The organism is Reichenbachiella ulvae (genome assembly GCF_025833875.1).
Lineage (GTDB): Bacteria > Bacteroidota > Bacteroidia > Cytophagales > Cyclobacteriaceae > Reichenbachiella > Reichenbachiella ulvae.
Map to the genome: position 1 here is coordinate 3,467,704 of NZ_JAOYOD010000001.1, position 13,841 is coordinate 3,481,544.

A 13,841-nucleotide genomic window follows, 5' to 3' on the forward strand; every position below is an offset into this window, starting at 1 on the left:
TGAATAAATTTATGTAAATATTGTCATTATATTGACGGATTTTACGTGAATTTTGTCATTAGAAAGATAAATTCATGAGAATAGATTCCCTTTTACTCCATCCCACACTCCGTAAAATTAACCCCATAAGGCTCTAATGCCTCCAGGACGGGTTCGTAAATAAACTTTTCCGTCGGGATAAAAACACCTTTTGGCTGCAACTTCCCTTCCAGAATCAATTTTGCAGTCACAGCCAATGGTAGTCCAACGGTCTTGGACATGCCTGTTTTTACCGAATCCTCTCCCTCTACAGCCATGTAGGATTGGAGTCGCTTCAGTTCTTTTCCTTCGTAGTACTCGAACTTGTGCCACATCACGATCATATCTTTCTCGTCTGGTCGGATGGTCCACTTCTTCTTGAGAATATGTTCCAACACCTGAGCGGGTGTACCTTCCTTCAGTCCCACCAGTTCTTCTTCGAATAACCCGAGCCATTTGAGTTTATGCATTTCTTCTCCATCGATTTCCAATCCCAGATAGTGAGCCAGTTTTAGCTCCACCGAATCGTTGGGGTTAAAGGACAGAAAAGAATTGATGAACTGACGGTGAGTTAGCTCAGCTACATTTTGCATCTGATAAGTATCGTCTGTTGCGCCTAACTGGACAAATACGTCCCAAGCTTTACAATAGCCTGTACGTCTGAGCGTACCACGATAGAGTGTTTCTATCCCTCTTAGTTTGTAGGCATCCAGGTACTTCAGGGAGTCTCTGTTGGCATAGCCTTCGAAATATCCATGCTCTGGTATATGTATGACCTCTGTCCTACGAAACAATTTTTGGTAAGGAATATACTTGTAGCGACCCTCCTGCAGAAATTTGACATAGCCCTGACCTGCCAGCACCACATTGCGGGGATTCCAGGTGAATTTATATTTCCATGGATTGTCATCTTTGCTTGGTGCCAGGAGCCCGCCAGTAAACGTCTCAAATGTTTTCAATTTAGCGCCAGAAGCCTTGATTTTATCAAGCACCTTCATGGCTGACATATGATCGATCCCCGGATCCAGTCCCAGTTCCATGATCAAACCGACCCCATTTTGCTTAAATTGATCCTCCAGTGCTTTGATGTCATCATTGAGGTAAGAGGCAGTGAGCATATTCACACCTTCCTGGGCACATATCTTCGCTACATGGATATGAAAGGCTGCAGGCACCATGCTGATGACTAGATCAAAGTTTTTGATCTGTGCCTTATCCTCCTCTCTGTGTATATCAAAGGAGATTGCCTGACCTCTGGCGTGTCCATGTATACGCTCTTCGGCCATTTTGATATCCAGATCGCCGACTGTGACCCTCCATCCAGAGGGTTCGGCATGATCCAACAAAAAATCAATGAGTACGGAAGAGGACCTTCCCGCACCTAGTACGATGATTCCTTTTTCTGTCATAGGTTGTGCTTTGGGTGTTGTTTAATGTCTGGCAATTTATAAAAAAGCCTTCGACACCCTAGTTCAGCTGCTATATTTTGTAACAAGACTATATTTACTTTGTCAAATTTTCTAAATTCATTGTTTAAATAAAGAATCTGACCATGGAACTGAGCGATCTGAGCAAAAAGCAGTACAGCAAACTCCTGGAGCGCTACCAGATAGAACTCCTAAAACTCCAAAAGCACATCGTCAAACATGGTCTTAGAGTTGTCATTTTGTTCGAGGGTAGAGATGCTGCTGGTAAAGGAGGAACCATCAAGCGTTTCATTGAGCACATGAACCCTCGTGAGTTTCGAGTGATCGCACTGGGCAAACCCAATAAAAAAGAAAAAACGCAATGGTATTTTCAGCGCTACATCAAGCATCTCCCAGCTGCTGGTGAAATCATGTTCTTTGACCGTAGCTGGTACAATAGAGCAGTGGTCGAGCCTGTCATGGGCTTTTGCTCAGAAAATCAATATCGATTGTTCATGAAGCAAGTCAATGCAGTCGAAAAAATGCTCACTGATGATGGCGTACACCTGATCAAATTTTGGCTGGACATAGCCAAAGACGAGCAAGAAACGAGATTTGACGACAGACAGAGCGACCCCTTGAAAACCTGGAAGCTAAGTCCTGTAGATATGAAAGCGCAGGGCATGTGGGACGAATTTTCAAAATACATCAATCTGATGCTGGAAAAGACCAGCAGTGATCATGCGCCCTGGCTCAGAGTAGATGCCAACAATAAAAAAGTGGCTCGCCTCAATATGATTAGTACAGTTCTGGAAATGTTCGAATATGAAGGCAAATCCATAGATGTACATCAATCTAATGCAGAAATCACTACTGTACAAAAGTCCAAATACCCATGACCACAAATATGATCGCCGGTACTTTGAACAATAAGAAACGATTGTTTTGAATAGAGGAAAAACGGCTCCCCAGATAAGTGGCCGTCACCATCAGTAAAAAAGTACCAGAGGACACTCCAGCTACAAAGATCAAATAATTGTCATCCGTAAGGTTGACCCAGTTCATCGTCTGCAAATAGGCCGATACGGTGAGCCAATAGGGAATGGCCAATGGATTCATTATAGCCAGCATTAGGCCTTTTACAAATCCTGCACGTTTTTCCCCACTGGGTTCCTCCTTTTTCTCTTTCGGTTTTTGGAACCAGTTGACCAATCCTAATACGATCAATACCGTACCTGATATCCACCGAAACCAGGTAGCTATCTCAATGTTTTCGGTCAGATAGATTTGAAAACGAACGGCAATACCTGCATATACAAACTCAATCATAGCAGCAGCTAGCCCCAGACTCAAAGCCCCTGCCTTGCGATCTCGCATCGCCAACTGAACTACGGACAAATTGATCGAGCCCGGTGGGATAGAACCCGCATAACTAAAAACAAAGGCGATTGCGAATAAAGATATCAATGATGTCATTTGGGGTCTTTTAGCTTGTTGTATTGTTTAATCTTTCTGATCTCTTTCCACCCTTCTGATAACCCCATGTAGGAAACGCCCCTCTTGTGATTGGCAATAGAAATATCAGATAGGACCTTCAGGTGATGGATGATGTCTTTGTAGGCCTGGATCAATGAATAACCAGGATGATAGATATGAGCGGGTTCAGCCCCAGCACCATTTAGCTCAAGAATTTTGAAGTTTCTCCCAACATTCAGATCCTCAATTGATCGACATCTCAAATCATAGCGACCAAAATAAAACCCTTCTATTTGCTGGCTCACTTGATCAAAAGTTTGAATCAGCTTTTCGTTGATTAAATGATTGGCATTGAGAAAGGTCGTACCGAGACAGTGATTCCCAATCGACACCAACTCAACGGTCTCTCCCGCATTGGGAATTCTTTTCAAGAGATCAGGATTCTTTCGTTTGAGTCTATCAATATGCATTTTGGAACGAGCATCTCCGTCCATCAGCTCCTCAACTGTAGACTGTCCATTACCCACCACAGAGAGCATGGCTTTCTGGACTATGGAGCTGACAGTCCCACGAGGGCGATCCGGATAGCGATAATAAAACACCCCAAGCTCGATTTCATAAGGTACATACTCCTGCAACAAAAAATCCACCTGCACCTCTTCCAAATATTGCTGGAGTTGCTCCTCACCCTTCACCAACTCGACCATCCATCCCCTCTCGCCTATGTCAGGCTTCAGCACAATAGGGAAATGCAGCCCTGCAGCTTTCATTTGTTTCAGAACCTCCTCCTTGTTCACCTGGGAGTCAAACAAAAAAGTAGCAGGAATGTATTCATCAGGGATCAGATCAAAGATTTTCTTCTTGGATTCACCCAGCATGCCGCCGAACTCAATTCCGGGATTGGAAGCAGTAAAAAAGAAAAGTGATCGTGCCCTTAACGTAATCCACAGCCAATAAAACAGGACCGGGAAATAGAAAAGAGAAAAAGGCCAGAACTCCCATCGAAAAATCTTTGCCCATACCACTGAGCTACTCAATCTACCGTATAGTGAATGATCTTTCTTTTCCTCCTTAGTAAAAGTGGAGCGATCTTGCTCTAAAGCTGCCTCCATGCTCAGGCTTTTTGCGAATAAGAACTTCGATAGCGCAGAGTTGAACTTGCCACCCCAAATCCATCAGGTACTTTCATGCCAGGTTTGATCTCCTGGATGGCGATGCGAATGATCGCCATATGATGAACCGCGTGCTCAAGATTATAAACCAATTCTCTCTCCAGATTACTTTTGACCTTGAGGCTTTCTTCCTCATCGTAGTTCTGTTCCAGAGTCAAATCACAATTTTTTGATACCCCGTCCATCTCAGCTAGCAACTTTTTTATTTCGTTGATCGCTTCCAGTGTATTGCTCTCTAGAAACAGATCACGCTTTCTCAGGTCGTAATTGACCAGGCCCGTAGGGTAACCCTCCAATAAACATTTGAAAAACTCCAGAGTGTGTCGCACGTGCTGACCGATTGTGGATTTGTTCAGAATGGCGGATGATCGACTGTATTCCTCGTTTGTCAGAGGCTCAATCACTTGTAGTAGCTGGTCGAAAGTATTTTGAATAGCAGGTTTAATCCTCATGTTTCATTCTTTGCCTGATATCATCAGGGCTTGGGTTAATTGAGACTCTTCCCATTGGGTTCACTCTTGCCTAAACAGATTTAAATCTAAAAAGTTCATTTCAATAAACTGCTACTTTACCAGGTCTTTGACATGCGTCCAAACCAAATCTGGCTCGTACCCCTTGTAGATCAAGTGTCTGGAAACTTTTTCCTGTTTTTTGAAAACATTGCTCTCAGACAGGGATTCGGCTTTTCTTTCGATCAGGTCACAAAGAGTCGCTATGTAGTCATCCGCATCTATCTCTTTCAGCCCTTTTTTGATACAGTATTCCGACACATCATGTTGCTTCAAACCTTGCTTGATTTTATTTCTTCCCCATCGTTTGATACGGAATTTCCCCCCTGCATAACTCAGAGCAAAACGCTCCTCATTGATGAAATTTTCCATGATCAGATCCGTGAGAACATCCTCCACCTCATCCGAATACAAACCATATTCATATAGTTTATTGCGGACTTCTTTCTGCGACCGCTCCTGATAGGCACAGTAGTTCGCGGCCCTTAGTTTGGCTTCTTTCTTAGATAGGTTTAATTTCTTTTTTTCGATCAAAATTCAGGTATTTCTTCGAGCGTAAATTTACTCAAAGTCTAAAGCTTCTACCCACACTTGATAGGCAGGTCTTTCGTTTCCATTCTCATCGAGCAATCCGGTATCACGCCAAATCTGCCCTACATCCTTGACCTCCTCAGGAAAAGTCTCCCATAGCGCATCATAGTCTCTATGCCCCCACCAAATCACGAAAGGATAGCTGTGCTCTTCGGCATTTTGAAGAAGGGAGGTTAAATAATTGGCTTGTTCAGTCTCATTAGAACTAATATCTACCGATAGGTTTGGGATCACTAGATCCTCTGCCAGATGATTGGTTTCAACAAAGGCAATCGGCACAGTCACTCTTTCATGCAAGAAATCAAAGGCTCTTTGAAAATCTGCTGCAGTATGTAAACCGACAAAAAACGGATAAAAGCTAATGGCCGCAAAGTCCTGTTGATTGACAAAATTGGTAATCGCCTCATCAATCGCAGCATCCTTGCCATACCAATTGTGAAGGGTTACAGATTCGGACGTCTTCAGATTTGGATACTTCGCCTTTATGTTAGCACGAACTGCTTTCATCAATGATAAGTATTCCGTCCATAGCATTGGGTCGTGGATCATCAGCTCGTTCACCTCCATGGCCATCACCAAATAGTCGGGCTGCAAAAGATCTAGAAGGTAGAGCAAATGATCCGAATAAGCCTTAATAATTAAAGGATCATCCATGGTAGCGACATAAGGTGTCGTCCCATCAAAACCCTCCAGCAAACCCGTCCGGTCCAAATTGAGCAAACTCACAGATAGCATCAAATTATGATTGGCCAATCGCCGAGCCACTCGAGCATTGATGTCCGTCACCAAAGGCTCTGGAGGGGGTTGGTTATCTATATAGGCATTCCATGGAATTTTATTGTCGACCTGCTCTGAATAGATGTCGGCATTCGAAGAGATGAATTGATAGGTGGCTTCTAAATCAGCGAGCTCTGGCCCGAATGACCAGGTACTAAATCCCATCTTGTAAGGGCGATTGGTTTCCTGTTTGTGATCTGAACTTTCGTCATCCTGACAGGAGCAAAGAATCAGAACAAGGCTTAGTAAATAAAAAATACTACGCATAGATTATCACTGAACATGAAAATCTTCTATCGAACGAACGATATTGGCTTTGATACCGAAAAGTTCCATCATGACACGAGCTGCCCCTCGAATAAGGATATTGTTAGAAATGATCGTCACCTCAGAAATTCGTGACTTGTACATTTTCATAGATTTATACCATTCACTGCGGGCAGACGGATCGAAACCCGACATATCAGTACAGTCCCAAATAAAAGTGTAATTGTTATTCGAACTCTCCATTTCTTCGCTCCAGGCGCGAGTTCCATCCACACTAGCGGATTCGGAAAATTTTCCCTTGAACTTAAAGTAGAGCACATGCATTCCTAAATCAGGGCTGCTGTAGATATCCAGATTGGGGGATTTAAAATCCATCTTTTTGCATTTAAGTGATTGGTCCTGAAAGGATCAGATAATTAAATATAATGAATTACAGATGGATATAAAAGAACAATTTACCAAGCCTAATGGTCAAGACATGAATTAAAAAAGCCACTTCAGATTTCGAAGTGGCTTTTCATCAAATGGTACCTATAAATTTTTTCAGCTCTTTATCAAAAGCCGCCTTTAGTTCATCGTCTTTAATTCCTTCCTCGTCATCAAACTTATCCGAAAAATGAGGGAGAGAAAAACTGGAAGTCACCTCTCCACCTCTAAAAGGGAATTCTGTTGTAGCAATCTTCAATACAGTCTGTGCTCCTCTAGCACCATCGGAAGTCGCCATCAAAAACATAGGTTTCTCCAACCAGGTCTTTGGCTCTACTCGTGAGGCCCAGTCAAAAATATTTTTAAAAGCAGCAGTATAATTCCCATTATGTTCGGCGAAAGAAATCATCAGGCCATCGGCATCTCTAAAATCATCTTTGAATTTGATCGCTTCAGAAGGGATTCCGGTTGCTTTTTCTCTGTCCTGACTAAATATGGGCATTTCATAGTCATTCAAGTCCAATACCGTAAGTTCGGCTTCTGGCACTTGCTTGCCTGCCCAGCTAACGAATCGCCTGTTGATCGATTTAGAACTATTACTCGCCCCGAATGCTACTATTTTCTTCATCGTAATTTTGATTTAAATATGTTACAACAAATATTGTTGTATTAGTAGTAACGGTAAGTATTGACAAAGGTTGAACTAAAGAAGAAAAAAATCAATATCCAGCAGCCTGACCATCCTTGCGAGACTCAGAAGCACCATAGTAAATTCCCTTTTCTGCATCATACATGATGGCCTGATAGCCTCCATAGACTCCCAGACTGTAGCTTATCTTATGTCTTCTGAGTAAAAGTTTTTTGATCTCGTCGTATTCAAAACCAGACTCCAGGTTCACTTCTCCACCGTCGGTCATCTTTCCACCGGTCGGTTCTGTGGATCCGGTATGATGAATTCGCGGAGCATCACCGGCCTCCTGTAGATTCATACCAAAATCAATCAAATTGATCACTATCTGAGCATGCCCCTGTGGTTGCATAGCCCCTCCCATGAGACCAAAACTGATCCACGGTTTACCATCCTTGGTGATGAAAGATGGGATGATCGTATGGAAAGGTCTCTTGCCCGGTTCGATCACATTGCTATGACCTTCTTCGAGAGAAAAAAGTTCGCCACGATCTTGAAACATAAAACCCAACTTAGGCGGCACCATACCGGATCCCATGCCTCGGTAGTTACTCTGAATCAACGACACCATATTCCCATCCTTATCTGCTGTGGTCATATAGATAGTATTTCCTTGTTCCAACTTGCCTGCGTCGTAAGTTCTCGCTGCTCTTTCATTAATCAGCTTTCTCCTTTCGGCCGCATACTCTTTTGAGATCAACTCTTCAACCGGAACATCGACAAAGTTCATGTCAGCATAATATTTTGCTCTATCCTCGAATGCCAACTTTTTGGCTTCCACAAAATGGTGCATGTATTCACCACTGCCAAAGCCCATAGCGGCCACATCATAGCCCTCCATGATATTCAAGATTTGCAAAGCCGCGATGCCCTGGCCGTTTGGAGGCAACTCCCAAACATCATACCCTCTGTAATTGGTCGATACAGGCTCTACCCACTCGGAGCTATGCGCAGCAAAATCCTCCACACTCATCACTCCCCCTTGCTCCTGTAGAAAATCAGCCATGATCTGAGCCATTTCTCCTTTGTAGAATCCATCTCGGCCTTTCTTGGCCAACTTTTCATAAGTATCCGCCAGATATGGATTGGCAAATACATCCCCCTTTTTCAAAGGCTCTCCATTGGGCATGTAGGTATCTGCAAAATTGGGATAGTCCTTGAATCTTTTAGCCGACAGATTCAGATAGAAGCCAATCAATTCAGGAACCGGAACTCCCTCTCGGGCATATTTGATTGCCGGAAACAAAATCTCCTTCATCGACTTGGATCCAAACTTTTTATGCATTTCGAACCAGCCATCTACACAACCAGGCACAGTAACAGGCAATGGACCAAATGCAGGAATCTTATCCATGCCTCTTTCTTTGAAGTAATCAAGACTGATGTTTTGAGAAGATCGACCACTAGCGTTCAATCCATAGAGTTTTTGATCCTTAGCACTCCAGATAATGGCAAACAAGTCGCCCCCAATGCCAGACCCCGTAGGCTCCATGAGTCCCAAAGCTGCATTGGCTGCAATTGCCGCGTCTATGGCGTTCCCCCCTGATTTGAGGATGTCTAAACCGATCTGTGTCGCCAAAGGATGACTGGTAGCTACCATACCATTTTTGGCCAGTACCTCGGATCTGGATGCGGTGCTGTTACTCGCGATTCTGTCCTGAGCCCAAAGTTGAATGGAGAACAAAAAAGTAAAAGTGAGTAGATAAAATTGTTTCATGATATGATTTTTGGGTGAAAGGCTAATTTAATAAAAGCAAAATGTAATTGTTGGGTCAAAGTTTTTTCATGGAATTGAGCAAACAAAAAAACCGGGAAAACGAATCTTCCCGGTTCTAACATTCAAACTAATGCTGTTTACTTTTCTTTTATGGCAATACTACTTCGTCAATCACGTGGATCACACCATTAGAAGCGTGATAATTGACCCCTGTGATGTTGGCAGTACCATCTATTGTCAGTGCTGATAGATCAAAAGTTAAACTTGATCCTTCTACTGTTGCTATGCCATTGTTAGCATCTACAGCACCAGCCAAATCTACACTGTAGGCTCTAGCAGGTACTACGTGATAAGTCAACACTGTAGTCAAGGTTTCGACAGGAATATCTGACAATTCTGTCCAATCCGCATTGCTATCCAATAGCTCCTGGAAGGCTGCATTGGTTGGAGCAAATACGGTGAAAGGACCATCTCCTTGTAATGTTGTGACTAAATCAGCAGCAGTCAAAGCGGCTATCAGAGAGGAGAATTCTCCGTCCATTTTGTCGCTCAGGTCTTGAGCCAAAGCCACTACATCTCCTACTGGGGGCATCAACACATTGTCAATCACGTGTACCACGCCTGTACCAGATTCGATATCCACAGCCGTTATTTCTGTTGAGCCATTGATAAAGTTGCCTCCATCGGTTAGCGAGAAATAAATACTGCTTCCTTCAAGTGTAGATGCATCCGATGGAATTCCTGAGCTCAAAACTTTGGCTCCTACTACATGATACTTAAGCACGGTTGCAAGGGTCGCAGCATCCAAATCAGCCACCACTACACCTGCGTCAGCAAAGGCCGTGTTGGTCGGTGCGAATATGGTAAGAGCATCTGCAGCCAGAATGGTTCCAACCACATCTGCTTTTACCGCTGCTTCAATTAAAGTAGTAAAATCTTCGCTGAAATAAGCTGGCTCCAGTACCGTGTTCACAAACATCATTACTGATTCTGGCACCAACACTTCATCAATTACGTGAATCACACCATTAGTGGCAGCCACATCTGTAGCAGTCACATTTGCGCCATTTACGGTAACACCACCTTCTGTTGCCAAAGTAATATTTGTACCTTCTAAGGTAGCTACATCACCTGCTGTCACATCAGCTGCGTAAACCTCTGCCGCTACTACATGGTATTTCAAGATTTCCGCTAGAACTGATGCTGGCACATCTTCTATGCTTTCCTGTCCGATAGTTTCCAATAGGGCCGCAAAAGCCTCATCCGTAGGAGCGAATACTGTGAAAGGACCATCACCCTGAAGTGCAGCTATTAAATCGGCTTTTCCTAAGGCTGCCGCCAAGGAATTGAAACCAGCATCTACCGCAGTTTCAACAATATCTTTTGTTGGTGATAATTCGAATCCTTCTGGTACCAAAACAGTACCGATGGTATGAATAACTCCATTAGTAGCTGGAACATCATAAGGTGACTCAACCGCAACACCATTTACAGTGATACCACCGTCCACCGCGAGCGTTACTGCCGAACCATTCAGTGTAGTTACGTCTCCTGCAGCGATATCTTTCGAATATACCTCAGCTGCCACTACATGATAGGTTAGGATTTCGATAAGATCTTCCTGTGCTATTTCATCCAAACCACTTACACCAAGATCTGATAATAATGTCGCAAAAGCCGCATCAGTGGGTGCAAATACAGTAAAAGGTCCATCACCCTGGAGGTCATCGACTAAATCTGCAGCTGTAAGTGCTGCAGCGAGAGATGTGTAGCCATTGGCTTGTGCTACACCTACAATATCAGCGGTAGGCATCATGTCTGATCCACCGTTATCATCTTCTGAACAGCTTGCCAAGAAAAGGGAAGCTGCAATAAATGGGAGTAATAGGTAAACTGTCTTCTTCATGTTTAATATTTTTTATTATACATTAAACAGATACGTGTACTTACATTTATTTGTTTAACTATTTTTACTTTTAATTAAACTTAAATAAGAAAAAAGGCCTTAGAAGGTAATTTGAAGCAAAAAATAAATTTTGATATTATTGACAGATATGGTTGATCATGCCCCGAAAAACCAGCCCATGGAATGGGATGACCGAATACCAATATAAGCGACCCAACAATCCAGTCGGTCTAAAAGTAGCAGTCTGATACAACTGGTTGTTTCTGATTCTAAACTCTAGCCAGGCCTCACCTGGCAATTTCATTTCTGCATATAGCAGCAAACGACCACTATCTCGATCTGCAATCAGTACCCGCCAAAAATCAATGACATCCCCTGCAGAGATAGAATCGGGATTTGTTCTTCCTCTTCTCAAGCCTACCCCTCCAAACATCTTATCCATGAACCCTCTCAATTTCCATAGACCATCAAAGGCATACCAACCAGTATCCCCTCCTAAAGCCCAGATTTTCTGAAGTGTTCTTTCACGGTCGTTAATTTCCTTGACTCTACAGTCTTTGAAGCAGCCATAAATCGGGACATCCATGTAATCAGCGATTTGGTAATTCAATTGCCCACTGGCCCAGGTATCTTTCCAGCTGGACACCACATCGTGATTGACAATTCTCTGAAAGGAACGCTCTAACGCTTTCTCATAAGTCTCCGGTTGATAATCAAAGATTTCATTCAACTGCTGATCTTGGCAGATTACCTCTATTTTCATGCTGCTGACCAGCGCACTAGCGAGTTTATAAGAAGTACTCGTGACAAAATACAACCAGTATGAGGAGAGTCTGGGAGTCATCACTGGAACAGTAAAAACGTAGCGTTTCAATTTTCTCACTCTGGCAAACCCAAGCAGCATTTCTTTGTAGGTAAGGATTTCGGGACCTCCTATATCAAAATGCTGATCAAAGCACCTTTTGTCCTCCAATACCTTAATAAGAAAATAAAGCACATCGCGAACTCCAATCGGTTGACATCTGGTATTAAGCCATTTGGGTGCAATCATCACTGGCAGTTTCTCGACCAGATCTCTGATGATTTCGAAAGAGGCACTCCCCGAACCGATGATGATACCTGCCCTGAGTGTGGTCAAATGAAAATGGCCTTTCTTCAGTTCCGTCTCAACTGCCTTTCTGGAACTTAGATGCTTGGACAGCTCATCCTTATTGACAATGCCACTGAGGTAGATCACCTGCTTTACATTGACTCGATCCATCTGCTCACGAAAAAGCCGAGCCGATTTCAACTCCATTTCCTGATAATTGCTAGCAGCAGACATAGAGTGAATCAGGTAGTAGGCCGCATCTATGTCCTCCGGAATGTTTTGAAGCGTCTCCTCTTTGAGGAAATCTACCTCGATGATGTCCAGACTTTGCCCAAAGGTTTCATGATGGGCAAATCGCTTTGTGTCCCTCACACAACAGACCAGATCATGTCCAGCCTTGAGGAGGTTAGGAATCAAACGTTTGCCAATGTAACCGGTAGCTCCGGTGAGTAGAATTTTCATATAGAGAATATTATCAACCAAATACTCCCATTAGCTGATGGGTAGTACTCAATTTATCCCATTGAGGTTGCAAAGCACTCAAGCGATTGAATTAATCTCATTTAAAAAGGAACATTTCTCATAAGCTCCAAAATACGCTAAGTACTAAATAGATATTTTAGAATTCTATTCTTATCTTTTGATCCATTCAATCTTGCTACAATGGAATATTCTAAGCGAATCCATCTTTTAACACACAAGGGCAAAAAAATATATTACTTTGATTTTAGCGGTTTGCGAGCAGATGAGCACCCCTGGATCATGGACTTGGCCTTTGAATTAGCGATAAAGCAGGAGGAGAAAACGCTTCGATATATCTCCAACGTGGCGAACACACGGCTCAACATCGAGAGTAAAAACAAAGCAAAGGCCTTTTATGCCAAACTTGCCGGATTGGGCTTCCAAATCAAAGCAGCCACCATCGGTCTCACTGCCTGGCAAAGACTCATTGTTTCTACTATTGACAGGAAAATGTTTTTTTCTAACGATCTGGAAAAAGCCAAGGAATATTTAGTAAACGAAGACTCACCCAATGTAGCGGGTTAATCCCTCAATCGAGCAATTTTATCCGCTCGAGACCCTCGTTCGAAAACGCGAATAATCATAAATAAGAAACTAACAAAGAAGCCCGGTTTGGATATGATCTTGAGATTTTTGCTCACCTTCTCGTCTCTTGTCTTTATAAAGGCCTCTTGCTGATCTTCAGGAGTAGCATGCAGTTCTTTGGCAAATTTCCAGGCTCCATCACGGGCCTTTTTCATACTGAAATCGATCAGGTAATCATCGGCTCGACCTGCTAGTCTCAATAGAAACCTCAGACCTGGCCATATTTCAGCCAAATCCTCTTGTACCTTTTCTACATGACGAGATAGGATCTCATTGATTCGATTGAAGTCATTTTTAAAATCATCTATATTATCTACATCGATTTTGGCAGTGGCCACTCCCAGATCTAGATTGATATGGGTATTCATCCCAGCTAACAAATGCTGAAAAACAATAGGCCAAAAGGTATCTACATATTGAAAGGTGCTGCGCCAGGATAGGCTATGGTGAGGATCCTTGCCTAGATAGGCGTGATAGGCTTCAAAGTACATATTCGCAAAACTGATCACGAATCGCTCCATTCTTTTGGAGTCTTCAAAGCTGTTTCTACTGATTTCTTCTTTGATCCGGGCCGTTACCCCCATATAAAGTGCTGGAAAATAACCCAGCTTGTCATTGTCTTCCTGACATCCATCCACGATATACTTGAACTTAGCCAGGACTTCATCAATTGATTGCATCTGTTAGGTTT

Annotated in this window: 14 protein-coding genes; 2 read left to right on the plus strand and 12 right to left on the minus strand. The window is 43.0% G+C overall.

Annotated elements, in window-relative coordinates; translation table 11 throughout:
* Positions 1-92: 92 nt before the first annotated feature.
* Entirely contained in the window at positions 93-1,427 is a 1,335-nt protein-coding gene (locus N7U62_RS13885) for a saccharopine dehydrogenase family protein (RefSeq protein ID WP_264138587.1), read from the minus strand.
* Between the two features lie 143 nt (positions 1,428-1,570).
* Here N7U62_RS13885 and ppk2 point away from each other — a divergent pair, with 143 nt between their 5' ends.
* A complete protein-coding gene (gene ppk2 / locus N7U62_RS13890; RefSeq protein WP_264138588.1) occupies positions 1,571-2,323 on the plus strand; it encodes a polyphosphate kinase 2 in 753 nt (250 codons plus the stop codon).
* On the opposite strand, the gene N7U62_RS13895 is transcribed toward ppk2, so the two are convergent.
* The 10 genes from N7U62_RS13895 to N7U62_RS13940 all read right to left on the minus strand — a co-directional run bounded on the left by N7U62_RS13895 (position 2,295) and on the right by N7U62_RS13940 (position 12,505).
* The gene (locus N7U62_RS13895; protein ID WP_264138589.1) at positions 2,295-2,900 is read right to left on the minus strand and encodes a LysE family translocator; all 606 of its coding nucleotides are present in this window, start codon (positions 2,898-2,900) and stop codon (positions 2,295-2,297) included. The genes ppk2 and N7U62_RS13895 overlap by 29 nt on opposite strands.
* The gene (locus N7U62_RS13900; protein ID WP_264138590.1) at positions 2,897-4,012 is read right to left on the minus strand and encodes an ATP-grasp domain-containing protein; all 1,116 of its coding nucleotides are present in this window, start codon (positions 4,010-4,012) and stop codon (positions 2,897-2,899) included. Before N7U62_RS13900 ends, N7U62_RS13895 begins: the two co-directional genes overlap by 4 nt.
* A gap of 2 nt (positions 4,013-4,014) precedes the next feature.
* The gene (locus N7U62_RS13905; protein ID WP_264138591.1) at positions 4,015-4,524 is read right to left on the minus strand and encodes a DinB family protein; all 510 of its coding nucleotides are present in this window, start codon (positions 4,522-4,524) and stop codon (positions 4,015-4,017) included.
* Positions 4,525-4,635: 111 nt separating this feature from the next.
* Positions 4,636-5,115 (minus strand): regulatory protein RecX, encoded by a 480-nt coding sequence (locus tag N7U62_RS13910; protein ID WP_318840686.1) that lies wholly within the window; start codon positions 5,113-5,115, stop codon positions 4,636-4,638.
* A gap of 27 nt (positions 5,116-5,142) precedes the next feature.
* The gene (locus N7U62_RS13915; protein WP_264138592.1) at positions 5,143-6,216 is read right to left on the minus strand and encodes a glycosyl hydrolase 53 family protein; all 1,074 of its coding nucleotides are present in this window, start codon (positions 6,214-6,216) and stop codon (positions 5,143-5,145) included.
* A gap of 6 nt (positions 6,217-6,222) precedes the next feature.
* Entirely contained in the window at positions 6,223-6,591 is a 369-nt protein-coding gene (locus tag N7U62_RS13920) for a hypothetical protein (RefSeq protein ID WP_264138593.1), read from the minus strand.
* 145 nt (positions 6,592-6,736) lie between these two features.
* A complete protein-coding gene (locus N7U62_RS13925; RefSeq protein WP_264138594.1) occupies positions 6,737-7,270 on the minus strand; it encodes an NADPH-dependent FMN reductase in 534 nt (177 codons plus the stop codon).
* A 91-nt stretch (positions 7,271-7,361) separates the two neighbouring features.
* Positions 7,362-9,047, minus strand: coding sequence for a gamma-glutamyltransferase (ggt, locus tag N7U62_RS13930; protein ID WP_264138595.1), 1,686 nt, complete (start codon positions 9,045-9,047; stop codon positions 7,362-7,364).
* A gap of 148 nt (positions 9,048-9,195) precedes the next feature.
* On the minus strand, positions 9,196-10,953 hold the full coding sequence (locus tag N7U62_RS13935) for a fasciclin domain-containing protein (protein ID WP_264138596.1): 1,758 nt from the start codon (positions 10,951-10,953) through the stop codon (positions 9,196-9,198).
* Between the two features lie 136 nt (positions 10,954-11,089).
* On the minus strand, positions 11,090-12,505 hold the full coding sequence (locus N7U62_RS13940) for an SDR family oxidoreductase (protein ID WP_264138597.1): 1,416 nt from the start codon (positions 12,503-12,505) through the stop codon (positions 11,090-11,092).
* Positions 12,506-12,706: 201 nt separating this feature from the next.
* On the opposite strand from N7U62_RS13940, the gene N7U62_RS13945 reads away from it, so the two are divergent.
* Positions 12,707-13,090 carry a hypothetical protein gene (locus N7U62_RS13945; RefSeq protein WP_264138598.1) on the plus strand — a complete coding sequence of 128 codons (384 nt, stop codon included), beginning with the start codon at positions 12,707-12,709 and terminating at the stop codon, positions 13,088-13,090.
* On the opposite strand, the gene N7U62_RS13950 is transcribed toward N7U62_RS13945, so the two are convergent.
* Entirely contained in the window at positions 13,087-13,830 is a 744-nt protein-coding gene (locus N7U62_RS13950; RefSeq protein WP_264138599.1) for a DUF5995 family protein, read from the minus strand. The two genes, N7U62_RS13945 and N7U62_RS13950, sit on opposite strands and share 4 nt — an antisense overlap.
* Positions 13,831-13,841: the final 11 nt, after the last annotated feature.